Raw genomic sequence first — 26,426 nt, 5'->3', positions numbered from 1 at the left:
GAGAAAGCTGTGTACTTTTCATGGCCGCCGCCCCTCCGGTTTGGGGATGGCCGTGGCGCCGGGGAACGGGCACGGTGGGGCCATGCCGATTCGTCTGCTGATCGTCGACGACCACCCGCTCGTACGCGACACCCTCGCCTCGGCCCTCGGCGACAGCGCGCTCGTCGAGGTGGTGGGCGTGGCGTGCGACGGCGCCGAGGCCGTCGAGGCGGCGCTCCGGCTGCGGCCTGAGGTGGTGCTGATGGATCTGGTCATGCCCGTCCTCGACGGCGCCGAGGCGACCGGACGGCTGCTCGCCCTGCGGCCGCTCATCCGGGTCGTCGCGCTGACCTCGGCGGTCGGCGGCCGGCTGGAACAGGCCGCCCTCGATGCCGGGGCCTCGGCGGTCCTGTACAAGGACACGGGCATCGACGCCGTGCTCGCCGCCGTCGTGGCCGCCGCGGCGCCCTGAGCCGACGTCGGGGCGGCCCGCGCCCGGCCTGTCACGGTGGGCCGGGCCGGGGCCACCAGCGCAGGAGCACCCGACCGGTCAGCCGCTCGACCGGGACCGGGCCGAACTCCCGGGAGTCGACCGAGCCGCGCCGGTTGTCGCCCAGCAGGAACACCGTGCCGTCCGGGACCGTCACCGGGCCGAAGTACATGCCGTCGACCAGCCGCCGGTCCACCGCCGGTTCCCGCACGGGCCGGCCGTCGACCGTCAGCACCCCGTCCTCGATGCCCACGGTCTCACCGGCCACCGCCGCGACCCGCTTGAGCAGCAGCGCGCCGTCCCGGTCGAACACCACCAGGTCGTCACGGTCCGGCGCGCCCTGCCCGTACCCGTACGTATGGACGAGCAGCCGGTCCCCCGGGCTCAGCGTCGGCTCCATGCTGGTCGACGCCACCCGTACCGGCGCCACCAGGAGGCCGACCGCGGCCAGCGCCACGACGGCTGCCGGCGGCACGGTGGCGCGTGGTACGGCGGTTCGCCGTACCACGCGCCACACGCGCCGGCTCAGCCGAGCGGGCCGGTCAGCCTGAGCGCCCACAGGGCCACTCCGATCCCGAGGACCCCGTTGACCGCCCAGGACCGGACGGGCCCGGAGAGGGTCCGCAACAGCAGCGGCAGCGCCACCAGTTGGGCGACCAGGACCACCGTGCGGACCAGCCCCGCCCGCAGCACCTCGGCGTCCTGCCCGGCGGTCGGAGCGACCCCGGCGGCCACGACGTACAGGCAGGTCAGCGCGGTGAGGACGGCGATCGCCGTCAGCGTCACGGCCGTCCGCCGTGAGGCCCACAGCCACCGCGCGACCCCCAGCAGGGCCACCGCCGCCACCAGGAAGGGCAGCGCCACCGCCGGGCCGCGCGCCAGCAGTTGCTGGAAGGCGACGAGGTCCCCGCAGGCCGCGACCGCGCACAGCACCGCCGCGGCCGGGGCTCCGGGGGCGGGGGGAGCTACAGAAGTGACAGGAGCGACGGCCACGCCGGTGCCGGTGCTGGTGGCGGCCGTGCCGGTGTCGTACGCCTCAGAGGGTGTCATCGTCGCCGCCGAGTTCCGGCCCCGGCTGGGGCTTCGCCGGGTCCGCGAAGACCGGGTGGTGCTCGTCGCTCGGCGGCCCCACCCGGAACTGGGCCATCATGTCGTGGTCCTCGTGCACCAGGTTGTGGCAGTGGAGCATGTACCGCCCGGGGTGCGGACCGAACCTGGCCACCACCCGCAGGGTCTCGTTCTCGCCGACGTACGCCGTGTCCTTGCCGCCGATCTCCCACGGCGACGGCGGCCGGCCGTCGCGGTCCAGGATCCTGAAGTCGATGAGGTGGGTGTGGACCGGGTGCCACCAGCCGCCGGACTTGTTGACGAACTTCCAGATCTCCACGTCGCCGAGGCCCGGATCGGCCCACACGTACTCGTAGTTCGACTCTAGGACATCGGCCCAGGTCTTGCCGTTGACCGTCCACTGCCCCTTGGTGCGGGTGAACTCGAAGGTCCGGGTCCGCTGCGCCATCGCCTCGGTGAGGTCCATCGCGGGCGCGTTCGGGTTGAGCTGGTCGGGGATCGCGTTGCCGGACAGGTCGGTCGGGTCGCTCACGACGTCGAAGGCCATCACGTCGCCGGTCGTGTCGTAGTCGACGACGTTCTTCACGCCCCGGTTCTTCAGCACCACCCGCTCGCCGATCCGGTACCGGGAGAAGTCGATGATCACCTCGTACCGCTCGGCGATGCCGTGCCGGTAGCCGGTCGCGGACCGGGGCTGCGGCATCAGGCCCGCGTCCGTGCCGATGAAGACGAACGGGTCGCCGGTGCTCAGCGTGAAGTAGAAGCCCCGAGAAAGCGCCGCGTTGAGGATCCGGAAACGGTACTTCCGCCGCTCCACCCGCATCACGGGCCAGGGTCTGCCGTTGACCAGGATCACGTCGCCGAACAGGTCGGAGTGGCCACTGTCGTCGTACAGCAGCTGCCCGTCGCGGTCGAACATGGCGTCGCGGATGATCAGCGGTACGTCGTACCGGCCCTGCGGGATCGGCAGCGACCGCTCCAGCTCGTCGTGGAGCGTGTACATCGCGCCCAGGCCCATGTAGGCGTTCTCGGCCGTGTGGTGGACGCCGTGGTCGTGGTACCACAGCGTCCGGGCGTCCTGGGCGTTCGGGTAGTGGTAGTCCTTGTACTCGCCCGGCCGGATGACATCGCTCGCGTAGCCGTCGTACTCCGGCAGCGACGCCAGGCCGTGCAGATGGACCGAGGTCCACGCCTCGTAGCCGAGGCGCGGGTGGGTCGCGGGCAGGTCGTTGAGCTGTCGTACGACGATCGGCCGGCCCCGGGTGGCCTGGATCGTGGGGCCGCCGAAGGTCCCGTCGTACGACCAGGTCTCGGTGCGCAGACCGGGCAGGATCTCGGTCGCCGCGCTGCGCATCCTGACGGTGTAGTAGTCGGTGGTGCTCGACCGCTTGGTCGGCACCGCCACCGGGGGCACCGCGAACGGCACGGTGAACGGCTTCGGGAACTTGCTGACCGCGATCCGGTCGGAAGCGTTCTTGGCGCGGACGACCCGCTCCAGCGGCACCGTCAGTGCCGCCGAGGCGAGTACGCCGTACTTCACCAGATCACGTCGGGACAGGGCGTTGTCGGACATCTGTGCGCTCACTCCCACAGTGGTTCGAAGGTTCTCGCGGGCTGTCTCGCCACCGGGGTCTAGCCGCCCACCCGCAGGGGGCCGAGTGCGCCGCCCTTGTCGGAGGAGATGTGGACCGGTGAGGGGTTGGTGTTCGCCGCGTCGCCGTCGCGGACCCGCAGGGTCCAGGTGCCCACGGCCGCGCCCGCCGCCGGGCGCTGTACGGTCACGCCCTCGGCGAAGACGGGACCGGACGGCGAACCCGACCGGAAGGTCAGCCTGGCGCCGGCGACCGACCCGGTGCCCTCGATCCGCAGATCCCCACTGCGCCACCGGCTGAGTGTGACCGCGAGTTCGTCGACCGCGGGCACCTCGGGGGTGACGTCGACCGGCGTGGACGGCGTCCCCCCGCCCACGGCGTTCACCCCGGTCACCGCCACCGAGTACGCCGTGCCGTTCGTCAGCCCGTCGAGCACCGCCGACGACGCGCTCGCGGCGGCCGTCGCCCGTACCGGCGCTCCCCCGGCGGGCGTCGCGACGATCCCGTACCCCGTGACCGGAGACGTCCCCGCGTCCTCGGGGGCCGTCCAGCGGACCGTCACGTTCCCGTCGCCCGCCCGCGCGGTCACCTCCCGGGGGGCGCCCGGCGCGCGGGCCGCCCCGAACGTGTACTCCTCGACCCTGGCCGACGACGCGTTCCCCGCCTTGTCGAAGGCCACGAACCGCAGGGTCGTCCTCCCGGCGGAGTGCGCCAGGTCGATCGGCTCGGTGTACGGCTTCGCCGCGGGCCCCGTCGTACCGGCCTCCAGCGGGTCGGAGCCGTCCAGCGTGTAGTAGATCTGCGCGTCCGGCTCGTCGGCGGTGAGCGTCACCCGGGTGTCCGCCGCGTAGAAGCCGCCCGCGGGATCGGCCTTGACCGCCGGCGGGGTGGTGTCGCCCGACGGGGTGTTGCCCTGGAGCGCCGGCGGCCAGGACTCACCGGTCTCGCTGAACGACCGGACCTCGACCCGCTTGCCCCGGACCGAGGCCGGCAGCGTCGCCGTGGTCGCGGCCGGATCGTTGACGCGGACGCCGAACTCGCCCTGCACACCGCCCTGGCTGAGCTGGTCCACGGCGCGCACGGTGTAGCCGAGGACCGGCGCGAGGCCCGGAATCCGCTCCGGCGGCGTCCAGCTGACGGCGGCCGAGTCACCCTGGTCGAGCACCACCACCCCGGTCGGCGGGGCCGGCCGCTGCTGGGCCGGGCCCGGCGGGCAGTTGCCCATACCGGGGCCGCCCGGCTCACCGAACTCCGAGATCGTCACGCCCTGGGGGTTGCCGCCGCCGTCCTCGCTCTGCCAGGCCAGCGCCTCGTACAGCCCCCCGGCCGCGATCTCCGCCGTCTCGGCGGTGGTGAACTCGTACGTCGCCGTGAAGACGCCGTCCGCGATGCTCAGGCCCGAGCGGTAGCCGCCCTTCGGCGCCGTCACCAGCGGTCCCGGCAGCGCGCGTACATCGCGCCGCCCCACCTCGGTGTCCCGCAGCGCGGGCTCGATGATCCGCTGCTCCACGAACGCCGGGTCCACCTCGGGGCCCAGCCTGCCCTGGATCACCAGCCTGGTCGGCGTGGTCAGGGAGCCTCCGGTGACGCCGGTGTCGAGCGTCGTGGTGTCGGCGACGGCCGTGCCGCCGAACCTGACCGATACGACGTCACCGGCCCGGATGTCCGGCGTGACCTGCGGGCCGCCGCCCGCGCCCCAGCAGAGCCCGCCGGGATGGTTGACCTCGACGGCGGGGTTGCCCGCCTCGATCGAGGCGGCCGACGCGACCGTACCGGTGGCCGAGCCGACCGTACCGGCCCCCGGGCGCCGTACCTCCACGGTGATCTGCTCCCCCGCGTGCGCGGAGAACCCGTCGACCGAGACGAAGTCCCGGTCCGGGAAGACACTGATGTTGTCCGGGAAGACCGGAACCGCGGCCTGGGCCGCCCCGGGCGCGATCGACCCGCCGAGCACCACCATGGTGGTGGCGACACCCGTGACGACGGCACGTTTCACCCTGCCCGTGCCCCACGTGAACTCGCTCATGACGACTTCCTCCCTTGCCCCGGGCCCGTGGACCACGGGCCTGATCGGACGGCGGTGACGAGTGCCTCAAGGGTGGCGAGCCCAGGTGCGCGCCGACAGCCGCGTCTTGGGTGCCCGGATATCCCCAATCTGGAGGGGCCGGTGGTGGGGCGCGCCCCACCACCGGGGCGCCCATGCCCGTAGGGGCCCTTCCGGACGGCGTTCCCGCGCGCCGGAGGGGCCCCTGCTCATGGGGGGGGACGGATCGTCTTCGCGCCGGCCGTGAGGTGGCCGGGTGCGGCGGCTCAGCCGGCCGCCTCCCCGATGAGGTCGGCGATCTCCTTCCAGTCGGTCGGCGGCATCGTCAGCGGCGGCAGGAACTTCAGTACGTTGCCCCGGCCGCATGTCTCGGCGATCACCCCGGACGCGAACAGCCGGTCCTGGGCCCTCTCGGCGCGCTCGGCGGCGGCGAACCGCAGCCCGCTCATGGCGCCCCTGCCGACGACCTCGGCCGTCCCCTCGGGCAGGCCGGCGGCGATGTCCGTGAGGCTGGTACGGATCGCGGCCGCCAACTCGCCCACCTGGTCGGTGAAGTGCGGATCGCTCCAGTGGTCCAGGGCCGCGTCGCCCGCCACGAAGGCGAGGTTGTGGCCCCGGAAGGTGCCGTTGTGCTCACCGGGCGCCCACCGGTCGAGGTCCCGCCGGATCAGCAGCGCCGCCATCGGCAGCCCCATCCCGCTGAGCGACTTCGACAGGCACACCAGGTCGGGCCGGAGCCCGGGGGTGTCCTCGAAGCTGAAGAACGTACCGGTACGGCCGCAGCCCGCCTGGATGTCGTCGACGACCACCAACGCACCGGTGGCGTCGGCGAGTTCACGGATCCTGGTCAGCCAGGCGGGGGACGCGGTGTGCAGGCCGCCCTCCCCCTGGACGGTCTCCAGGACGATCGCGGCGGGCAGCCCGTCCCGGGACAGGGAGCGCTCCAGGGCCGCCGGGTCGTCGTACGGCAGGATCGTGACGTCCCGCAGGGGCACCCCGGCCGCGCCCCGCAGCAACGGGGAGCTGGTCGCGGCCAGGGAGCCGAGGGAGGCGCCGTGGAAGCCGCCGGTGAAGGCCACCACCTGGGTCCGCCCGGTGACCTTGCGGGCCAGCTTCAGGGCGGCCTCGACGGCGAGGGTGCCGGCCGGGCCGGGGAACTGGACCACATGGTCGCCGAGGCCGCGTGGCTCCAGGATCAGCCGGGTGAACCGGTCCAGGAAGCCCGCCTTGGCCGTGGTGTGCAGGTCCAGGGACTGCACGGGGCCGCCCGCCATGAGGTAGGCGGTGACCCGGGCGACCACCTCGGGCGGGTTGTGACCGTAGTTGAGGGAGCCGGCCCCGCACAGCAGATCCACATAGCGCCGGCCCTCGGTGTCCCACAGGTGGTGACCGGCGGCCCGCTCGAACACCACCGGGAAGCTGCGGCAGTAGCTGCGTACGTTCGACTCGTGGCGTTCGAACACCGTGAGCGGTGCCGATACGGTCTCGGTCATCTCAGCACGTACCTTTCATCAGCGCCGTGGCGCGGCGTTCTGCGGGTCTCACTTGGCCAGGACCGTTCCGTCGTCGGGGCGGTGGTCCCGGGAGCGGCGCAGGTCGGTGAAGGCGAACGTGCGCTGGAGCCAGCGGTCCCGGCCGTCGTAGCGCGGGGTGAACGCCGAACGGCCGTGCATGGTCACCCGGTTGTCGACGATCGCCAGGTCGCCGGGGCGCAGCAGGACACCGGAGTACGTGCGGTGGGCGACCTCGGCGAGTTCGGCGAGGGCGCTCCTCCCCTCGTCGGTGACGGCCCGGGTGGCGGCCTCGTCGAAGCACCAGTCCGGGTCGGCGGGGTCGCCGGTGAGGACCGCGTGGGCGGTGCCGGAGCCGTCGAGCCCGAAGGAGGGCGGGGCCTGGGTGACGTACTCGGGGCGGGCCAGGGCGGCGCGGGTGGCGGGCGTCAGCTTCGGCAGGACGCGCCGGGCGCAGCTGGTGCGCAGTTCGGCCACGCCCTCGTGGTCGGCGCGCAGGCACAGCAGCATGACGTGGTCGGGGCGGTGGGGGTGGAAGGCGTTCTCGGTGTGGAAGGTGAGTTCGACCGAGCCGACGTTGCCCTGGACCTGTTCCTGGCCGGGGACCGGGACCACGTCCTGGACCAGGGCGCCGGACTTCTCGGCGGCGAACGCGGCCGGGTCGCCGAGGCCCGCCGCGAAGAGCAGCAGGGTGGCGGCGGGCAGGGCGGGCGCGTACTGCACCGAGCCCTTCACCCGGGGGGTGTCGGGCAGCTCCGCCGCGCCGATCGGCAGTCCGCGCAGGACGAGGGCGCCGTCGGGCCCCGAGTACCTGCGGAACTCCCTTATCCGGCGCCGGAGTCCGGCGGGGACGTCCTCCCAGGCGTGCCGGGCGTGCCCGACCCAGACCGGGTCGTCGACGCGGTCGCCGGCCCGGTCCAGGAGTGCGGTGGCGACCCGGCCGAGGCCGGCCTGCTCCCCGGCGGCGGGGCGGACGGTGCCGTCCGCGTCGCCGGGGTGGTCCGCCGGGACGGGGCGGGGTATCACTTCAACGCTGCTCACGTGCGTCTCTCCCTTTCGTTCCGTCACGCTTCCATGGCCTCGACAAGGCTCTTGGGGCGCAGGTCGGTCCACTCGCGCTCGATGTACTCCAGGCAGGCGGCACGGTCGCCGGGGCCGAAGGCGGTCCCCCAGCCGGCCGGGACCTCGGCGAAGTCCGGCCACAGGGAGTGCTGGCCCTCGTCGTTGGTCAGGACCCGGTAGGTGGCGTCGGGGGTCTCGAAGGGGTTCGTCATGAGGTCTCGGTGTTCCTTTCCTGGGCGGGGCGGCGGTCCGCCTCGCGCGTACGCAGCAGAGCGGCGACCGTGCGGCCGACGGCCACGGCGTGGGCGCCGTTGACCAGGTCGGTGTGGACGGCGTCGAGGTCGTGGCGTTCGATGTGCCCGGTGACGTGGGACCGCCAGGCTTCGGGGTCGAGCAGGGGGTCGTCGGGGGTGGTGGGCCGGGTGGCGCGGAAGAGCAGGATGTCTCCGTCGTAGGTACGGGGGGTGTGGCGCAGCCCGATCCGGCGGTTGTTGACGCCGACGCGGACCAGGTTGGCGCGCAGGCGCGGGGTGAGCAGGACCGGCGCCTCCTTGGCGAAGGTGACGTCGTCGCGCAGCTCCTGTTCGGTGGGTTCGGTGTCGGGGCGCTCCAGGCGGGTGTCGAGCAGGATGAGCGCCTCGACCTCCTGGCCCGCCTCCCGCAGTTGGACGGCCATCTCGTGGGCGACCAGGCCGCTGAGCGAGTAGCCGAGCAGCCGGTAGGGGCCGACGGGGCGGACGGCGCGCACGAATGCGACGTACTGGGCCGCCATCTCGGCGATGGTGGCGGGCAGTTCGCCCGTGCCGTCGAGGCCGGTCGCCTGGATGGCGTACAGCGGGGTGTCCTCGTCGAGGTGCGGGCCGAGGGCGGCATAGCGCCAGCCGAGGCCGCCGATCGTGTGGATGCAGAACAGGGGGACGCCGGTGGCCGTCGTGTTGCGCAGTGGCAGCAGTGTGGCCAGTTCGTCGAGGTCCTCGTGGGCGCGTTCGGCGGGGTCCCCGTCGAGGTGGCGGGCGAAGCCGGCCGGGGTGGATGCCTCGAACAGGGTGCGTACGGAGACCTTCGCGCCGAGTTCGGCGCGGATCCGGGCGATCAGCCGGGCGCCGAGCAGGGAGTGGCCGCCGAGGACGAAGAAGTCGTCCTCGGGCGAGACCGAGGCCACCCCGAGGGTCTCCGCGAACAGCTCGCACAGGACCGCCTCCCGCGCGGTGCGCGGGGCCCGCCCGCCGCCGGGCACCAGGTCCGGCGGGGCCGGCAGGGCGCGGCGGTCCAGCTTGCCGTTGGCGTTCAGCGGTATCTCGTCGATCTCGACGAACGCGGCGGGGACCAGGTGGGCGGGGAGGGTGGCGGTGAGCTGCTCGCGCAGGTGGGCGGCGAGCTCCTCGGGTGCGGGACGGTCCGGGGCGTGCGGGTCGCTCGGGACCACGTAGGCCACGAGCCGCTGGTCGCCGGGCCGGTCCTCGCGGGCGATCACCGCCGCGCGGGCGACCGGGGGGAGGACGGTCAGGGCCGTCTCCACCTCGCCGGGTTCGACACGGTAGCCACGGATCTTGATCTGGTCGTCCACACGGCCCGCGTACTCCAGGATTCCGGCGCGGTTCCAGCGGGCCCGGTCGCCGACCCGGTACATCCGGCTGCCGGGCGGGCCGTAGGGGTCGGCGACGAACCGTTCCGCGCTCTGTCCCGGCCGGCCGGCGTAGCCCCGGGCGAGCTGGGGTCCGGCGAGGTACAGCTCGCCCCAGACGCCGTCGGGGACGGGCCGGAGGTGGTCGTCGAGGACATGGACACGGGCACCCCCGACCGGGACGCCGATCGGGACGGGCCCGGTGACCACGTCGTCGTCGGGCCCGATGCGGTGGACGACACAGCCGACGGTGGCCTCGGTGGGGCCGTACTCGTTGAGCACGGTGGCCCGGGGGTGGCGGTCGCGCCATGCCTGGAGCGCGGTGCCGTCGAGGGCCTCGCCGCCGATGACCAGGTCGGTGGCGTCGGAGGCGGTGTCCGGGAGGGTCTCCAGGAGCCGCAGGTGGCTCGGGGTCACCTTGAGGAGCGCGGGGGCGCGGGTGTCCTCGTCGAGCTCCCCGAACCGCACCAGGCCGCCGGTGATCAGCGGGGTGAACAGGGTGGTGACCGGCATGTCGAAGGCGAGCGAGGTGTGCACCAGGGAGTCACGGGCGGCGGCCGGGTAGAGGCGTACGGCCTCGTGGAGGTAGGCGCTCAGCGCGCCGTGCTCCACGACGACGCCCTTGGGGCGGCCGGTCGATCCCGAGGTGTAGATGAGGTAGGCCGCCTGGCGGGGGTGGAGGTCGCGCGGCGGGTTGTCGTCGGGCAGTGCGGCGGGTACGGCGGTAAGGGCCTCCTGGGTGAGGACGGTACGGGCGCCGGCGTCGGCGACCAGGGCGTCGACGCGGGCGGGCGGGTTGGCGGGGTCGACGGGCAGATAGGCGGCGCCGGTCTTGAGGACCGCGAGCAGCGCCACGACCACGTCGACGCCGCGGGGCAGGACGACGGCGACGACGGTCTCGGGTCCTGCGCCCCGTGCGGCCAGGTGCCGGGCGAGCCGGTTGGCGGCGCGGTTGAGGGCGTCGTAGGTGAGCGTGGTGCCGTCCGCGGCGACGGCCGGGGCGTCGGGGGTGCGGGCGGCCTGCGCCTCGAAGAGGTCGGGCAGGGTGGTGGGCGGCACCGGGCGGGCGGCACCGGTCCGCCGGGCCTCGATCCGGTCCCGTTCGGCGGCGGTGAGCAGCGGCAGGGCGTGCAGCGGGCGGGCCGGGTCGGCGGTGACCTCGTGCAGCAGCCGGTGGAAGCGCCCGGCGACGCTCTCGGCGGTGGCGCGGTCGAAGAGGTCGGCGGCGTACTCGACGGTGCCGCTCCAGCCGCCCCGGTGTTCGGTGAGGGTGAGGGACAGGTCGAATTTGGCGCGGTCGCCGTGGATGTCCTCGACGGTGGTGCGCAGTCCGGGCAGCGTGGGCGGGGCGCCCTCCTGGTTGACCGTCAGCATCACCTGGAACAGGGGGTGCCGGGAGCGGGAGCGTACCGGGTTGAGGGCCTCGACGAGCTGCTCGAACGGCAGGTCGGCGTGGTCGTAGGCGAGGACGTCGGCGGCGCGGACCCGGTCCAGGAACACCTCGAACGTGGGGTCGCCCGAGGTGTCGGCGCGCAGGACGAGCGTGTTGACGAACAGGCCGACGAGGTGTTCCAGCGCGCTGTCGGGGCGGCCCTCGACGGGGGTGCCGATGACGATGTCGTCGCCGGCGCCGAGCCGGTGCAGCAGGGTGGCCAGGGTGGCGTGCAGCGCCATGAAGGCGCTGGCGCCCCGGCCCCGGGCGAGGGCTTCGACGCGGGTGCGCAGTGCGGCCGGGACGGTGAAGACGACGGTGCCCCCGCGGTGGGACAGGACGGCCGGCCGGGGCCGGTCGGTGGGCAGCTCCAGTTGTTCGGGGAGGCCGGCGAGCCGTCCGGTCCAGTGGCCGAGCAGGGCCGCGGTGGGCTCCGGCTGCCACAGGGCGTAGTCGGCGTACTGCACGGGCAGCGGCTCCCAGTCGGGGGCGCGGCCGGTCAGGCGGGCGGCGTAGGCGGTGGACAGGTCGGTGGCGAGGGGGCCCATGGAGCTGCCGTCGCCCGCGATGTGGTGGACCAGGACGAGCAGGGTGTGCTCGTCCTCCCCGTTGGTGAACAGGGTGGTGCGCAGAGGGAGTTCGCGGTCCAGGGCGAACGGCACCCGGGCCTCCTCCGCCACGGCGGCGGCGAGGTCGCCGGGGGCGCACGGGACGACCGCGAAGGAGGGCGCGGTGTCGGTGACGACCTGGTGGGGGCCGTCGGCGTCCTCGGCGATCAGGGTGCGCAGCACCTCGTGGCGGCGGGTGAGGTCGCCGAGGGCGGCGCGCAGGGCGTCCGGGTCGAGACGGCCGGTGAGGCGGAGGACGACGGGGATGGTGTACGTCTCGGAGGGGCCGTCGAGCCGGTCGAGGAACCACATCCGGCGCTGGGCCGCCGACAGCGGCAGCCGGTCCGGGCGCGGTCCGGCCACGAGGGCGGCGCGGGCGGGCCCGCCCCGGTCGAGGAGGGCGGCGACCCCGGCGACCGTGGAGTGGTCGAAGAGGTCCCGCAGGGAGAGTTCGGCGCCGAAGTCGGTCCTGATCCGGTTGACGAGCCGGGCCGCGAGCAGCGAGTGGCCGCCGAGCCGGAAGAAGTCGCCGTCCGCGGGGACCTCGGGGGTGGCGAGGAGTTCGGCGAAGATCTCCGCGACGGCCCGTTCGGCGCCCTCGGCGGGCGGCCGGCCGGCTTCGGCGGCAGTACGGCCCGGAGCGGGCAGCGCGGCGCGGGCGATCTTGCCGTTGCCGGTCAGCGGCAGTGTCTCCAGGGCCACGAAGGCGGCCGGGACCATGTAGTCGGGCAGTGCGCTCGCCGCCGCCGCGCGCCAGGCGGCGGGGTCGGCGGGGGTGCCGGGCGCGGGGACGACGTACGCGACGAGCCGTTTGTCGCCGGGCCGGTCCTCGCGTACGACGACGGCGGCGGCGTCGATGCCGGGGCGCGCCGTCAGGGCGGCCTCGACCTCGCCGAGTTCGATGCGGAAGCCCCGGATCTTGACCTGGTCGTCGACGCGGCTGACGAATTCGAGCCGTCCGGCGGCGGTCCAGCGGGCCAGGTCCCCGGTGCGGTACATCCGGGTGCCCGCCGGGCCGTGGGGGTCGGCGACGAAGCGTCCCGAGGTGAGGCCGGGGCGTCCGTGGTAGCCACGGGTGACGAGGTCCCCGGCGACGTACAGCTCGCCCGCGGTGCCGATCGGGGCGGGGCGCAGCAGGGCGTCGAGGACGTACACCCGGGTGTTCCAGGCGGGGGTGCCGATGGTGATGACGCCGGAGGGCAGCGGGTCGCCGGGGGCGATGCGGAACAGGGTGCAGCCGACGGTGGTCTCGGTGGGGCCGTACTCGTTGAGGACGGTCACGCCGGGGTGCCGGGCGCGCCAGGCGTCGAGGACGTCGCCGAGGAGGGATTCGCCGCCGAGGACGAGCTGCCGCTCGGGCGAGTACTCCTCGGGGACCGCGCCGAGCAGGTGGAGGTGGCTGGGGGTGGCCTTGACGAAGGCGGGCCGGGTGACGGCCGCCTCCGGGTCGGGGCCGCTCGGGCTCCAGCGGACCAGTTCGACGGTGCCGCCGCGGGTGAGCGGGGCGAACAGGCCGGTGGCGGTGAGGTCGAAGGCGACCGGGGAGTGCACCAGGACGCGTTCGCGCACGGCCGTGTACTCGTGGGCGGCCCAGGCCAGATAGGCGACCAGGGAGCGGTGTTCGACGACGACGGCCTTGGGGCGGCCGGTCGAGCCCGAGGTGAAGATGACGAACGCGGCGTGTTCCGGGCGCCGTTCGACCAGGAGCGGCGGGGCGGTGGTGGCCGGGTCGGTGGGCAGGACCACCGGGGCGTCGGTGAGGGTACGCACCAGTCCTGCCTGGTCGGCGGTGGTGACGACGGCGACCGGGGCGATGTCGTCCAGCATGAAGGCGAGCCGGTCGGCCGGGTGGGCCGGGTCCAGCGGGAGGTAGCCGGCGCCGGTCTTGAGGATGCCCAGCAGGGTCACCGGGATCTCCTCGGAGACCGGCAGCATGACGGCGACGTACCGTTCGGGTCCGGCGCCGAGGGCGGCGAGGTGGCGGGCCAGCCGGTCGGCCCGCTCGTCGAGCCGGGCATAGGTGAGCGCGGTGTCCGCGTGGACGACGGCGACCGCGTCGGGGGTACGGGCTACCTGGGCCTCGATCAGATCGGTGAGGGTGGTGTGCGGCACCTCGTGGGCGGTGTCGTTCCACTGGGCGAGCAGCCGCCGCTCGTCGTCGCCGACGATGTCGAACTCCCTTACCGGGCGCTCCGGTTCGGCGGTGACGGCGGCGAGCAGTGTGGTGAAGCGGTCGGCGATACGGCGGGCGGAGGCGTGGTCGAAGAGGTCGGTGGCGAACTCCAGGACACCGTTCACCCCTCCCTCGGGCCGCTCGGTGAGGAAGAAGGACAGGTCGAACTTGGCGGCGGGCGAGGCCACCGGCCTTACGGCGGCGGTGAGTCCCGGCAGGTCGACGGCGAGGTCGAGGGCGGTCTGCTGGTCGGCCCCGTTCCAGTTGAGGCTGGTCTGGAAGAGGGGGTGGCGGGCGGTGGAGCGGGCCGGGTTGACGGCCTCCACGACCCGTTCGAACGGCACGTCCTGGTGGGCGTAGGCGGCCAGGTCGGCGGTGCGCGCCCGGCGCAGCACCTCGGTGAAGCCGGGGTCTCCGGCCAGGTCGGTGCGGAGGACCAGGCTGTTGGCGAAGAACCCGATGAGCGGGGCGAGCGCGTCGTCGGTGCGGTTGGCTATCGGGGAGCCGACGACGATGTCGTCGCCGGCGCCGAGCCGGTGCAGCAGGGTGGCGAGGGCCGCGTGGACCGCCATGAACGCGGTGGCGTGCTGGTCGCGGGCGAGCCGCAGCAGGACGGTGTGGACCTCGGGAGCGATGGTGAAGGTGACGGTGTCACCGCGGTGGCTGGGCAGCGCCGGGCGGGGCCGGTCGAAGGGCAGCTCCAGTTGTTCGGGCACACCGGCGAGTGCGGTGCGCCAGTGTTCCAGCTGGCGGGCGAGCTGGCTGTCGGGGTCGTCGGCGGTGCCGAGGGTGCGGCGCTGCCAGACGGCGTAGTCGGCGTACTGCACGGGCAGGGGCGCCCAGGCGGGCTGCTCGCCCCGGGTGCGGGCGGCGTACGCCTCGGTGAGGTCATGGGCGAGCGGGAGCATGGAGGCGCCGTCGCCGGCGATGTGGTGCAGGACGAGCAGCAGTACGTGCGCACCGTCGGCGTGGGTGAAGAGGGTGGCGCGCAGCGGGTGGTCGGTTGCGAGGTCGAACGGCCGGGCGACCCGGTCGGCGATCAGCGCGTCGAGGGTGCCGGCCTCGGCGCGTTCCACGGTCAGCTCGGGCACCGGGTCCAGGATCACCTGGTACGGCCCGTCGCCGTCCTCGGCGAACACGGTCCGCAGTGTCCCGTGCCGCCGGGCCAGGTCCCCGAGGGCCCCGGCGAGCGCGTCCGTGTCCAGCTCCCCGGTCAGGGTCAGCGCGACGGGCAGGTTGTAGGTCGGGGAGGGCCCTTCGAAGCGGTGCAGGAACCAGAGGCGTTCCTGGGCGTACGACAGCGGGAGCCGTCCGGTGTCCGGCCGGGCGGTGACGCCGGTACGGCCGGGGCGGGCGCCGGTGGAGAGCCGGGCGGCGAGGCGGGCCACGGTGGTCGCCTCGAACAGCACCGACAGTTCGAGGTCGGTGTCGAAGGCGGCCCTGATGCGGCTCGCGAGCCGGGTGACCAGCAGGGAGTGGCCGCCGAGGGCGAAGAAGTCGTCGTCGGCGGAGACCTCGGGCAGGCCGAGGACGTCGGCGAACAGCCCGCACAGGATCTCCTCCTGCGGGGTGCGCGGGGCGCGTCCGGCGGTGCGGTCGAGGTCGGGCACCGGGAGGTTCCGGCGGTCGAGCTTGCCGTTCGGGGTGAGCGGCAGCGCCTCCAGCGGGACCAGTTGGGCCGGGACCATGTATTCGGGCAGCCGGCCGGCGAGCCGTTCGCGTACGGCGTCGGCGTCGACGGGGACGTGGGGGTCGGCGGGGACGACGTAGCCGACGAGCCACTGGCCGTGGACGGCGGCGGCGGCCTGGGCGACGTCGGGGTGGTCGGCGAGGGCGTCCTCGATCTCGCCCAGCTCGACCCGGAAGCCGCGCAGTTTGACCTGGTTGTCGGCGCGGCCCAGATACTCCAGTGCGCCGTCCGTGTTCCAGCGGGCGAGGTCGCCCGTGCGGTACATGCGGGAGCCGGGCGGGCCGTAGGGACTGGCGACGAACCGTTCGGCGGTCAGGGCGGGCCGGTCGAGGTAGCCGCGGGCCAGCTGGACGCCCTCGACGTACAGTTCGCCGGGCACGCCGGGGGCGACCGGGGCGAGGGTGGCGTCCAGGACGTAGGTGTGGGTGTTGGCGACGGGCGGGCCGATCAGCACGGTCTCGGTGCCGGGCGGCGCGGACCAGGCGGTGACGTCGACGGCGGCCTCGGTGGGGCCGTACATGTTGAGCAGTTCGGCGCGGTCGGTGTCCTGGTGGAACCGGCGGACCAGCTCGGCGGGGAGCGCCTCGTCACCGGAGACGACCATGCGCACCGAAGCGGGCAGCCGGGTCTCGGCGAGGTAGGCGCCGAGCATGGAGGAGCTGAGGTGGACGACGGAGACGGACTCCTCGCGCATCAGCCGCTCCAGGTAGCGCGGGTCGCGGTGCCCGTCGGGGCGGGCGACGACGAGGGTGCCGCCGTACGCCAGGGTCCAGAACACCTCCCACACCGAGACGTCGAAGCTGACCGGGGTGGACTGGAGGACCCGGTCGGCCGGGGTGAGGTGGTGGTCGTGCTGCATCCAGCGCAGCCGGTTGGCCATGCCCTCGTGGGTGTTGACGGTGCCCTTGGGGCGGCCGGTGGAACCGGAGGTGTAGATGACGTAGGCGGCGTTGCCGCCGTGGACGGATACGCCCGGGTCGGTGCCGGGTTCGTCCGCGCCGGCGTCGGGGGCGAGCCGTTCGAAGCCGTCGGTGTCCCGGTCGGAGACGAGGAGGGTGGCGCCGGAGTCGGCGAGGATGTAGGCGATGCGGTCGGCGGGGTAGCCGGTGTCGATGGGCACATAGGCGGCGCCGGCCTTGAGGACCGCCCACAGGGCGACGATCAGGTCGACGGAGCGCGGCAGCATGACGGCGACCCGGGACTCGGGGCCCACGCCCCGGCGGCGCAGGGCGTGCGCGAGGCGGTTGACACGGGTGGTGAACTCGCCGTAGGTGACGCGCTCGTCCTCGAAGCACACGGCCTGCGCGTCGGGGTCCTGGGCGTCGAGGAGTCCGGCGAGGGTGCGCCCGTCGGCGAAGCCGGTGTCGGTGGCGTTCCAGCCGCGCAGGACGCGGTCACGGTCGGCGGCACCGAGGACGTCGACCTCGGACAGCCGCAGCCGGGGGTCGGTGGTGACGGCGTCGAGGACGCGGACGAAGCGGGTGGCGAAGCTCTCGGCGGTGCGCCGGTCGTAGAGGTCGCTCGCGTACTCCAGGCGGCACAGCAGTCCGCCGTCCTCGTGGACGTGGCAGTCGAAGTGGACGTCGAACTTGGCGGTGCCGCTGGTGACCGGGCCGGGGTCGGCGTGCAGGCCGGGCAGGTCGAAGCGGGCCTCGGTGAGGTCCAGCCAGGCCAGCATGACCTGGAAGAAGGCGTGCCGGGAGCGGGAGCGCTCCGGGTTCAGCTCCTCCACCAGCCGTTCGAAGGGGACGCCCTGGTGGGCGTAGGCGGCCAGGCCGGTCTCCCGGACGCGGACGAGGAGGTCCTCGAAGCAGGGGTCGCCGGAGGTGTCGAAGCGGTAGACGAGGGTGTTGATGAACACGCCGACCACGTCGTCGAGGACGGAGTCGGGGCGGTCGGCGATGACGCCGCCGAGCGGGATGTCCTCGCCCGCGCCGAGCCGGGTCAGCAGCAGCGAGACCGCGGCCTGGAGGATCATGAACGGGGTGGTACGGGTCTTCCCGGCCAGGGTCAGCATCCGCTGGTACAGCTCGGGCGGGACGGGGAACTCGACGTGTCCGCCGCGGTGGCTGGCGACGGCCGGGCGGGGCCGGTCGCCGGGGAAGGTGACCTCGGGCGGCAGCCCGTCCAGGGTCTGCTTCCAGTAGTCGATCTGCCGGGGCAGCTCGGCGGCCAGGGTGTCGCGCTGCCAGAGCGCGAAGTCCGGGTAGTGCACGGCGAGTTCGGGGAACTCGGGGGCGTGTCCCGCGCTGCGGGCCATATAGCCGGTGGTGATGTCCTCGGCGAGGGGGCGCAGGGAGGCGCCGTCGGCGGCGATGTGGTGGACGACCAGCAGCAGGATGTACTCCCGCTCCCCCGTCTCGTAGAGGGAGGCGCGCAGCGGCACGTCCCGGGTGAGGTCGAAGGGCTGGGCGGCGCTGGCGGCGAGGTCGGGGGCGCTGTCCCGGGCGCGCTCCATGGTGAAGGGCGTGTCGGGGGCCAGGACGACCTGGTGGGGGCCCTCGGCGTCCTCGGGGTAGACGGTGCGCAGCGCCTCGTGGCGGGCGACCAGGTCGGCGAGGGCGTGTCCGAGGGCGTCGGCGTCCAGGGCGCCCTTGAGGCCGATCCGCAGCGGGATGTTGTACGTGCCGGTGCCGCGCTGGAGGCGTTGCAGGAACCACATGCGTTCCTGGGCGAACGACAGGGGCACCCGGGCGGGGCGCTCGCCCGCGGTGATGCCGCGGGCCTGCGGGGCGAGCCCGGCGAGGCGGGCGGCGACGCCCGCGACGGTGGGCGCGGCGAACAGGTCGCGCAGGGACAGGTCGACGCCGAACTCGTCGCGGACCCGGTGGACGAGGCGGATCATCAGGATGGAGGTGCCGCCGAGGGCGAAGAACTCGTCGTCGACGCCGACGTGTTCGACACCGAGGACATCGGCGACGATCGCGCACAGCGTGGCCTCCTCGGCGGAGCGGGGCGCCGCGTCGGCGGGGGTGTCCCGCGCGGGTGCCGTGTGGTCCGCCGGGGCGCCGCGAGTGCCGGTGATGAGCAGCCGGTCGGCCTCGGTGACCCGGGCCGGGCCGGCGGCCGGGGTGTTGGGTCCGACCGCTTGGAGTGCCTCGGTGAGCAGGGCGGCGAGGCGGGTGACGGCGGGGGTGTCCAGGACCCCGGCGAGGTGGGCGAACCGCAGCCGCAGCCGTGGTTCGGGGAAGACGGAGAGGGTGAGCGGGTAGTGGGTGTGCTCCACCAGTCCGGCGCTTGCCAGCCGCAGCCCGCCGGCCTGGATACCGGTCTCCATGGGGTAGTTCTCGAAGGCGATGACGGTGTCGAACAGCGTCTCGTGGCCGCCCGCCCGGGTGATCCCGGCGAGCGAGGCGTGCTGGTGGGGCAGGAGGGCGCGCTGCTCGTCCTGGAGGCGGGCCAGCAGGGCGGTCAGCGGTTCGCCGGGGGTGAGCCGTACCCGTACCGGAAGAGTATTGACGAACAGGCCGATCATCGACTCGGCGCCGGTCAGCTCAGGGGGGCGGCCCGCCGAGGTGGCGCCGAAGACGATGTCGTCCCGTCCGGTGAGGGCGCCGAGGAGCACCGCCCACACGCCCTGGACGACGGTGTTGAGGGTGAGCCGGTGGGCGCGGGCGAACGCGGTCAGCTCGCGGGTGGCACTCTCGCTCAGGACGGCCTCGTGGACGCCGTGGCCGAGGGCTTCGGCGCCGGCCGGGGCCAACAGGGTCGGCGCGGCGAGCCCGGCGAGCCGCTCCCGCCACACCTCGGCGGTGGCCGTGTGGTCCTGGTCGGCGAGCCAGGCCAGGTAGTCGCGGTAGGGGGAGGCCGGGGGCAGCGCCTCGCCGCCGTAGAGGGCGAACAGCTCGCGCACCAGCAGCGGCAGCGACCAGCCGTCCAGCAGCAGGTGGTGGTGGGTGACGACGAGCCGGTCGCCGAGCGCGGTGAAGCGCAGCAGGGGCGGCCGTACGACGCTGAAGCCGCGGGCCCGGTCGCGGGCGAGGAAGGTCTCCAGCTCCTCGTCGGGGCGCTCCTCCCAGGGGATGTCGACCTCGGCGGGGACGACCTGGACGGGGGCGCCCGCCGAGCGGGAGCGGAACGCGGCCCGCAGCTGGGGGTGGCGGGCCGTCAGCGCGTTCGCGGCGGCGCGCATCCGGGCGCGGTCGAAGCCGCCGTCGATCTCCAGGACGAGCTGGCCGACATACGGATCCTCCGGCTCGTACAGGGCGAGGAAGAGCAGCCCCTCCTGGAGCGGGGAGAGCGGCAGTACGTCGGCGGCGCCCCGGAAGCGGTCCAGCTCGTCCTGGGTGATGCGGACGAGGGGGACGTCGGAGACGGTGAGGGAGCCCCGGGTGTGGGGGGCGAGTTCGGCGAGGGCGCCGGTCCAGGCGTCGGCGAGGGCGCGGACGGCGGCGGGGGCGAGCACGCCCTCGGGGTAGGTGAACACGGCGGTCAGCTCGCCGTCGCGGACGTGGGCGTCGATCTGGAGGATGTGCGTGAGGGCGAGGGCGGGGTCCGTGAGGAGTTCCACGGCTCCGGCGCCGTCGGCGAGCCGCCAGCCCGCGAGGGCGTGTTCGTCGAGGCGGCCCAGGTAGTTGAAGGCGATCTGGGGCCGGGGCTGTCCGGCGGCGGAGAGGTCCTCGGCGCCGGACAGGCCGAGGAGGTCGTGGCCGCGGCCGCCGTGCGGGACGGCCCGCAGCTCCTCCTTGGTACGCCGGATCAGCGCGGGCCCGGTCGCCGTGCCCGCGGCGAGGCGGACGGGGTGGATCCGGGTGAACCAGCCGACGGTGGTGGCGATGTCGACGCCGTCGGGCAGGTGGTCGCGGCCGTGGCCTTCGAGGTCGACCAGGACGTCCCCGGCGCCCCGGTGGCGCTGGACGGCGGCCGACAGCGCGGCCAGCAGGATGTCGTCGGGGGTGGCGCGGTGGGCGGCCGGCAGGGTGGTCAGCAGGGTGGTGGTGAGAGCGGCCGGCAGGGTGACGGTGAGCGTGCGGGCGGTGGCGTGGGTGTCGCGCGCCGGGTCGAGGGGGCGGGCGCCGAGCGGTGGCTCGGGGGCGGCCAGCAGCCCCTTCCAGAAGGGGAGTTCGGCCTGGGTCGCCGGGGCGGCGGCGAGGTCCGTGAGGCGGGCGGCCCAGCCGCGCAGGGAGGTCCCGCGCGGGGAGAGCACGGGCGCGTCGGCGGTGAGCGCCTCGGCGAGGTCGGCGAGGAGGAGGCGCCAGGACACGCCGTCGACGACGAGGTGGTGCAGGACCAGCAGCAGCCGCTGGGACGCCTCGAAGCGGACCGCGCGGAACACGGCCCCGTCCTCGGGCCGCAGGGCGGCGCGCGCGGTCTCCTTGTGCCGGGCGATGTCCTCGTCCGGGGCGAAGGTCAGGCAGTCCTCGGCGCGTACGGTGCCGGCCGGGCGGATGGTGGCGCCGCGCAGGCGCAGGGCGTCGTGGCGGTCGAGGACGGTCTGGAGGGCGGCGCTCAGCCGGTCACGGCCGAGCCCGGGGGCGGTGGTGAGCAGCAGGGACTGGGCGTATCCGGCGGTGGGGCCGCCCCGGGCGGCGAGGCGCCGGGCCATCGGGGTGGCGGGGAGGTCGCCGACCGGGTCGTCGGCCACGGGCGCGGCGCTGTCGGTGGCGACGGCGAGGACGGCGAGGCGGGCGACGGTGGGATGGTCGAAGACGTCCTGCGGGGTGAGGGCCAGGCCGTGCCGGCGGGCGCGGCTGACCAGCTGGATGGCGTGGATGCTGTCGGCGCCGTGGGCGAACAGGTTGTCGTCCGCGCCGAGTCCGGGGTCGCCGAGGAGGGCGACGGCGAGGGAGTGCAGAACGGTCTCGGTTCCGGCGGCGGGGGCCCGGCCCGCTGCGGCGCGCTCGGAGGCGGGGGTGGGCAGGGCGCGGCGGTCGACCTTGCCGTTGGGGGTGAGGGGGATGGCCTCCAACGTGAAGACCTGGACCGGCACCAGGTGCGCGGGCAGGTGTGCGGCGAGCCGGGCGCGCGGGTCGGTCCGCGGAGTGCCGGTGACGTAGCCGACGAGCTGCCGGGCGTCGGCGGCGGTGTCGTGGACGAGGACCACGGCCTGGTCGACGCCGGGGACGGCGGCGAGGGCGGCCTCGACCTCGGCGGGCTCGACGCGCTGGCCGTTGATCTTGACCTGGTCGTCGGCGCGGCCCACGAACTCCAGGTCGCCGTCGGGGCGTCGGCGCACCAGGTCGCCGGTGCGGTACATCCGGGTGCCGACCGGGCCGTGGGGGTCGGCGACGAACCGTTCCGCGGTGGGCGCGGGCCGGTCGAGGTAGCCCCGGGCGAGCTGGAGACCGGCGAGGTACAGCTCGCCGGTGACGCCGTCCGGGACGGGGCGCAGAGCCGGGTCCAGGACATAGGCGCGGGAGTTGTGGGTGGGGGTGCCGATGGTGAGGGCGGTGCCGGGCGCGCAGGCATGGGAGGTGGCGGTCACCGAGAACTCGGTGGGGCCGTACGAGTTGTGCAGCCGGGCGGCGCACTCGCGGTGGAAGCGGTCGGCGAGCGCCGGGGGCAGGGCCTCGCCGCCGCAGCTGACCATGCGCAGGGAGGGGGTGGGCCGGTACTCGTCGAGGAAGGGGCCGAGCATCGCGGGCACGAAGTGGATGACGGTGACCCGCTCCTGGACGACGAGCCGGGCGAGGTAGCCGGGGTCGCGGTGGCCGTCGGGGCGGGCGACGACGAGGGTGGCGCCCCGGGTGAGGGTCCAGAACACCTCCCACACCGAGACGTCGAATCCGATCGGGGTCTTGTGGACGACGCGGTCGGCGGGGGTGAGGCGGTACTCGTCCTGCATCCAGGCCAGCATGTTCGCGATGCCGGCGTGGGTGACGACGGCGCCCTTGGGGCGGCCGGTGGTGCCGGAGGTGTAGATGACGTAGGCGGCGTTGTCGCCGCGCACCCGGACGCCGGGGTCGGTGTCGGGCGCGCCCGCGCCGAGGGTGCGCACGGTGTCCTCGTCGATGACGTAGGAGGCGTGGGAGTCGGCGAGGACGTACGCGATGCGCTCGGCGGGGTAGGTGGTCTCGACGGGCACATAGGCGGCGCCGGTCTTGAGGACGGCCCAGAGGGCGGCGATCAGGTCGGTGGAGCGGGGCAGCCGGACCGCGACCCGGGACTCGGGGCCGACGCCGGCCCGCAGCAGACCGTGGGCCAGGCGGTTGGCGCGGGCGTTCAGTTCGCCGTAGGTGAGTCGTTCGCCGGCGCAGGACACCGCCTCCGCGTCGGGGTCCTGTGCCGCGAACAGCTCCAGCAGGGTACGGGGGTCCGCGGGGCGGGCGGTGGCCTCGTTACGGCGCTGGAACCGCTCCCGCTCGGCCCCGTCGAGCAGGTCGAGGGTGCCCAGGGGCAGGTCGGGGCGGGCGGTGGCCTCGGTGAGCAGGCGCAGATAGCGGTCGCGGTGGACGGCGGCCGTGGCCGGGGTGAAGCGGCCGGGGTGGCTGTTGACGGCGATCTCGATGCCGTCGCTCGCGCCGGGGTCTCCGTAGGCGTGCAGGGCGAGGTCCTGGATGGCGCCGGAGGCGAGCTGGTGGGCCTCGGCGAGGACGGGGCCGAAGCGCAGCCGGGTGGCGGCGAAGGACAGCACATTGACGGACGGGCCGCCGAGGGTGCCGGGGTGCGCGGCGGCGGACAGGTCGCGGCGCAGCGCGTCCTGGGGGTGGCGCTGGTGCCGGCTCGCCTCGGTGAGGCGGGCGGTGACCTGGTCGAGGAGGGCGGTGAAGGTGGTGGCGCCGTCGACGGACAGGCGCAGGGGTACGTCGTTGACGAGCATCGCCGGGGTGGCGAGGGCGTGCGGGCTGAGCCGGGCCGCCATGAAGACGCGGACCAGGACGTCGCGGGCGCCGGTGACGCGGTGGGTGTGGGCGGCCATCGCGGCGATGACCGGGAGGGACCAGCGGGAGCCGGCCATCGCGGCGAGGCGGGCGGCGGTCTCCCGGGGCAGCCGGGCGGTGGCGCTGGGCAGGCTGGGGGCGAGTCCGGTGGCGCCGGTGCCCAGTTCGGTGGAGTCGGGCAGGTCGGCGAAGGCGTCGCGCCAGTAGGCGGCGTCGCGCTCGTGGCGGGCGGAGCCGAGATAGGCGCCCTCTTCGGCGAGGACCTCGGCCAGGGTGCCGAAGGAGCGGACGGCGGGTTCCCGCCCCGCGGCGAGCGCGGTGTACGTCTCCAGCAGGCGGCGGCAGTACAGGACCTGGCCGTAGCCGTCGAGGAGGATGTGGTGGTAGCGGAAGTGCAGCCAGTGCCGGTCGGGGCCGAGGCGCAGCAGGGTGTGTCCGAACAGGGGGCCGCCGCTCGGGGACAGCGGCCGGGCCTGGTCGGCGTCGACGCGGGTGCGCGCGGCGGCGGCCGGGTCGGCCTCGCCGGTCAGGTCGACGTACTCCAGTTCGCCCCGGACCGACGGGTCGAGGTACTGGACGGCGGTGTCGCCGCTGTCGTGGAGGCGGACGCGCAGGGCGTCGGTCTCGTCGACGGTACGCCGGACCGCCTCGGCGAGCAGGGCGCGGTCGACGGGGCCGGGGACGTCGAAGCGGATTCCGCAGTTGTAGAGCGCGGCGTCGGCGCCGAGGCGCTGGGCGACCCATATGCCGTGCTGGGCCGCCGTCAGCGGCAGGCCCGTGGAGCTCTGCGACAGGTTCACGCTCATGCCTCCGCCCGCGCGCCGAGCAGCTTGTCCAGGGCCCCGGCCAGCGCGTCGACGGTGGGATGGTCCCAGGCCAGCGCGGAGTCGACGGCGACCTCGAACTCGTCCTCGATGTCGGCGGTGATGGCCAGCGCGGTCAGCGAGTCCAGACCGTAGTCGGCGAGCGGCATCGTGGTGTCGATGTCCTGCGGGGAGCGGCGCAGATAGGTCGCCACCCGTTCGGTGAGCCAGCTGCGCGCGTCGTGGGAGCCAGTGGTCATGGCGGTATTTCCTTACGAAAAGGGGGAGGTGGTGGGGAGGCCGGTACGGACGGTCACCAGGCGAGCGGACGGCCCGTCAGTCCGAGGGAGCGGCCGGTGCGGTGGCGTTCCAGCAGTTCCGCGAAGAGCGTGGCCTCCACCGGTCCCGGCAGCGGCGCCGGGCGACCGGGGCCGGGGCCGAGCGGTGCAGGGCGGCGCGGAGCCAGACCGGATCGGCGGGGAAGTCACCGGGGGCGGCGCGCCAGACCTGGACGCAGACGGCGCGGGTCAGCAGCCGTACGTACCGGGCGACCAGGTAGTGGGCGGGCAGACCGGCCTCGTCGAGGGCGTGGACGGCGGCGGCCTGGAATTCCTCGCGTTCGTCGAGGGCGGCGAGCGCGGTGGGCGCGGTGGGCGCGAAAGCTCCGTGCCCGTGGTGCTCGTGGGCGGTGAGCAGGGACTCCAGGTCGGCCGCGGTGATCACGGGGTGGCCACCTCCCGGTGTCCGGTGAGCGCGGCGGTGAGCAGCGGGTCCTCGTTGAGGTGCAGGGGGTCGAGGGTGCCGTCGAGGTGCAGGGCGCGCATCGCGGAGCGCTGGACCTTGCCGCTGGTGGTACGGCGTACGGCACCGGGCCTGACCAGGGCGACGGCGGCGACGGGGACGCCGAACTCGCGGGCCACGGTCTGTTTCATGGCGACGGCGATCTCGCGCAGTCGCTCGGCGCCCCAGTGGGCGCGGATCTCGTGGATGAGGACGACGGCGGGCCCGATGTCGATTCCGTCGCCGTCGCCGACCATGAACACGGCCCCGTGCAGGCCCGCCAGCTCCTCGTGCTGCTCGCGGAGTTCGGCCTCGACGTCGTGCGGGTAGATGTTGCGGCCGTGCAGGACGAGGACGTCCTTGCGGCGGCCGGTGACATAGAGGTCGCCGTCGAGGAAGCCGCCGAGGTCGCCGGTGCGCAGATGGGGTCCGCCGCCCTCGGCCGTACGGGCGCCGAAGGTGGCGGCGGTGGCCTCCGGGTTGCCCCAGTAGCCCTGGGCGACGCAGGGGCCGCTGAGCCAGATCTCCCCGATCCGCCCGTCGGGCAGCGCCGAGCCGGTGCCGGGGTCGACGATCAGTACGTCGGAGCCGGTGGCCGCGCCGCAGCCGGTGAGCGTCCTGGCCGGCCCCTCGCCCGCGGGGCGCAGCTCGCCGGCCTCCAGCGCGGCCGTGTCGAACGGGGTGCGCAGCGGCGGGCGGCCGCCGCTGCCGCTGGCCATGAGGGTGCCCTCGGCCAGGCCGTACATCGGCACCAGTGCCCCGGGGCGGAAACCGGCGGGGGCGAACCGCTCGCCGAAGGCGGTGACGGTGGCCGCGCGCACGGGTTCGGCGCCGTCGACGGCGGTGAGACGGGAGAGGTCGAGGGTGGCGAGCTGTTCGTCGGTGACCCGGGCCACGCACATCTCGTAGCTGAAGTCGGGGGCGGCCGTGAAGTCGACCTGGTAGGTGTCGAGCATGCGCAGCCAGTGGTAGGGACGGCGCAGGAAGGACATGGGGTCCATCTGGACGTAGCCGTCACCGTTGATCAGGCCGGGCAGCATCAGGCCGATCAGGCCCATGTCGTGGTAGAGGGGTATCCAGCCGCCGCAGCGCGGTTCGTGGAGGCCGAGCGAGGTGACGATCCGCTCGACGTTGACGACCAGGTTGCCGTGGCTGACCATGACGCCCTTGGGGGAGCCGGTGGAGCCGGAGGTGTACTGGAGCAGGGCCAGGGTGTCGGGGGTGACGGCGGGTTCGGTCCAGGCCGCGGGGTCACCCTCTCCCGAGTCGGTGGCGTGGCAGAGGACATCGGTGATGCCCTCCTCCGCGAGCCACTTCTCGACCTCGGGGAGGTCGGAGCGCTGGGTGAGGACCGCCCGGACCCCCGCGTCCCGGACGATCGTGGCCAGCCGCCTGCGCTCGTGCCGGTAGCGACCGGGCAGCGGAGCGGGGACGGCCACCGCGCCGGCGTAGACGCAGGCGGTGAAGGCCGTGGCGAATTCGAGGCCGGGTGAATAGAGGAGAAGAGCGCGGTCGCCTGCACAGAAACGTTCCTGCAACCAGGAGGCGATACGGCGTGCGCAGAGGTCGAGTTCTCCTCTACTACGTATCTCGGAGACATTTTCAGTGAAATCCGAGACGAATGTAACGGCGGGCCGGTCAGGATTTTTCGCGGCCCTCTCACGCAATGTCGTCAGAAATTCTCGCACGTTGAGAACGTACATGATCAAGGTCGATCGGAAGCTGTACAAACGATCAAGCGGGAGCAAAA

The 26,426-nt window shown here is 74.3% G+C and carries 12 protein-coding genes; 1 reads left to right on the top strand and 11 read right to left on the bottom strand.

Annotation, left to right across the window (positions count from 1 at the left end; all coding sequences use genetic code 11):
- Nucleotides 1-82: 82 nt before the first annotated feature.
- Nucleotides 83-451, top strand: coding sequence for a response regulator (locus ACIP8W_RS14600; RefSeq protein ID WP_401955650.1), 369 nt, complete (start codon nt 83-85; stop codon nt 449-451).
- Between the two features lie 31 nt (nt 452-482).
- On the opposite strand, the gene lepB is transcribed toward ACIP8W_RS14600, so the two are convergent.
- From lepB to ACIP8W_RS14545, 11 genes are all read right to left on the bottom strand, one after another.
- The gene (gene lepB, locus ACIP8W_RS14595; RefSeq protein WP_402203180.1) at nt 483-944 is read right to left on the bottom strand and encodes a signal peptidase I; all 462 of its coding nucleotides are present in this window, start codon (nt 942-944) and stop codon (nt 483-485) included.
- A 50-nt stretch (nt 945-994) separates the two neighbouring features.
- On the bottom strand, nt 995-1,519 hold the full coding sequence (locus tag ACIP8W_RS14590) for a hypothetical protein (RefSeq protein ID WP_402203178.1): 525 nt from the start codon (nt 1,517-1,519) through the stop codon (nt 995-997).
- Nucleotides 1,506-3,122: a multicopper oxidase family protein gene (locus ACIP8W_RS14585; protein ID WP_402203176.1), complete on the bottom strand. Its 1,617-nt coding sequence runs from the start codon at nt 3,120-3,122 to the stop codon at nt 1,506-1,508. Before ACIP8W_RS14585 ends, ACIP8W_RS14590 begins: the two co-directional genes overlap by 14 nt.
- A 47-nt stretch (nt 3,123-3,169) precedes the next feature.
- Nucleotides 3,170-5,155, bottom strand: coding sequence for a fibronectin type III domain-containing protein (locus ACIP8W_RS14580; protein WP_401955646.1), 1,986 nt, complete (start codon nt 5,153-5,155; stop codon nt 3,170-3,172).
- Between the two features lie 284 nt (nt 5,156-5,439).
- The gene (locus ACIP8W_RS14575; protein ID WP_401955645.1) at nt 5,440-6,666 is read right to left on the bottom strand and encodes a diaminobutyrate--2-oxoglutarate transaminase; all 1,227 of its coding nucleotides are present in this window, start codon (nt 6,664-6,666) and stop codon (nt 5,440-5,442) included.
- 48 nt (nt 6,667-6,714) lie between these two features.
- Nucleotides 6,715-7,725 (bottom strand): TauD/TfdA family dioxygenase, encoded by a 1,011-nt coding sequence (locus tag ACIP8W_RS14570; protein ID WP_401955644.1) that lies wholly within the window; start codon nt 7,723-7,725, stop codon nt 6,715-6,717.
- A gap of 23 nt (nt 7,726-7,748) precedes the next feature.
- On the bottom strand, nt 7,749-7,958 hold the full coding sequence (locus tag ACIP8W_RS14565; RefSeq protein ID WP_401955643.1) for an MbtH family protein: 210 nt from the start codon (nt 7,956-7,958) through the stop codon (nt 7,749-7,751).
- The gene (locus ACIP8W_RS14560) at nt 7,955-23,899 is read right to left on the bottom strand and encodes an amino acid adenylation domain-containing protein (RefSeq protein WP_402203173.1); all 15,945 of its coding nucleotides are present in this window, start codon (nt 23,897-23,899) and stop codon (nt 7,955-7,957) included. Before ACIP8W_RS14560 ends, ACIP8W_RS14565 begins: the two co-directional genes overlap by 4 nt.
- The gene (locus tag ACIP8W_RS14555) at nt 23,896-24,156 is read right to left on the bottom strand and encodes an acyl carrier protein (RefSeq protein WP_401955641.1); all 261 of its coding nucleotides are present in this window, start codon (nt 24,154-24,156) and stop codon (nt 23,896-23,898) included. The genes ACIP8W_RS14560 and ACIP8W_RS14555 overlap by 4 nt, the downstream gene beginning before the upstream one ends.
- A 76-nt stretch (nt 24,157-24,232) precedes the next feature.
- On the bottom strand, nt 24,233-24,619 hold the full coding sequence (locus ACIP8W_RS14550; RefSeq protein WP_402203171.1) for a hypothetical protein: 387 nt from the start codon (nt 24,617-24,619) through the stop codon (nt 24,233-24,235).
- Complete coding sequence (locus ACIP8W_RS14545) at nt 24,616-26,379, bottom strand: fatty acyl-AMP ligase (protein ID WP_402203169.1); 1,764 nt, start codon at nt 26,377-26,379, stop codon at nt 24,616-24,618. Before ACIP8W_RS14545 ends, ACIP8W_RS14550 begins: the two co-directional genes overlap by 4 nt.
- Nucleotides 26,380-26,426 lie beyond the last annotated feature (47 nt).

The sequence above is a fragment of the Streptomyces sp. NPDC088554 genome (assembly GCF_044752945.1).
Lineage (GTDB): Bacteria > Actinomycetota > Actinomycetes > Streptomycetales > Streptomycetaceae > Streptomyces.
Note: the sequence above shows the minus strand (reverse complement) of the source record. Positions and strands in the feature narration are given on the sequence as shown.

Coding starts and splice junctions, on each gene's coding strand:
- ACIP8W_RS14565 (WP_401955643.1), bottom strand. CDS start 7,958: ATGACGAACCCCTTCGAGACCCCCGACGCCACCTACCGGGTCCTGACC.
- ACIP8W_RS14590 (WP_402203178.1), bottom strand. CDS start 1,519: ATGACACCCTCTGAGGCGTACGACACCGGCACGGCCGCCACCAGCACC.
- ACIP8W_RS14545 (WP_402203169.1), bottom strand. CDS start 26,379: ATGTACGTTCTCAACGTGCGAGAATTTCTGACGACATTGCGTGAGAGG.
- ACIP8W_RS14600 (WP_401955650.1), top strand. CDS start 83: ATGCCGATTCGTCTGCTGATCGTCGACGACCACCCGCTCGTACGCGAC.
- ACIP8W_RS14575 (WP_401955645.1), bottom strand. CDS start 6,666: ATGACCGAGACCGTATCGGCACCGCTCACGGTGTTCGAACGCCACGAG.
- ACIP8W_RS14580 (WP_401955646.1), bottom strand. CDS start 5,155: ATGAGCGAGTTCACGTGGGGCACGGGCAGGGTGAAACGTGCCGTCGTC.
- ACIP8W_RS14560 (WP_402203173.1), bottom strand. CDS start 23,899: ATGAGCGTGAACCTGTCGCAGAGCTCCACGGGCCTGCCGCTGACGGCG.
- ACIP8W_RS14555 (WP_401955641.1), bottom strand. CDS start 24,156: ATGACCACTGGCTCCCACGACGCGCGCAGCTGGCTCACCGAACGGGTG.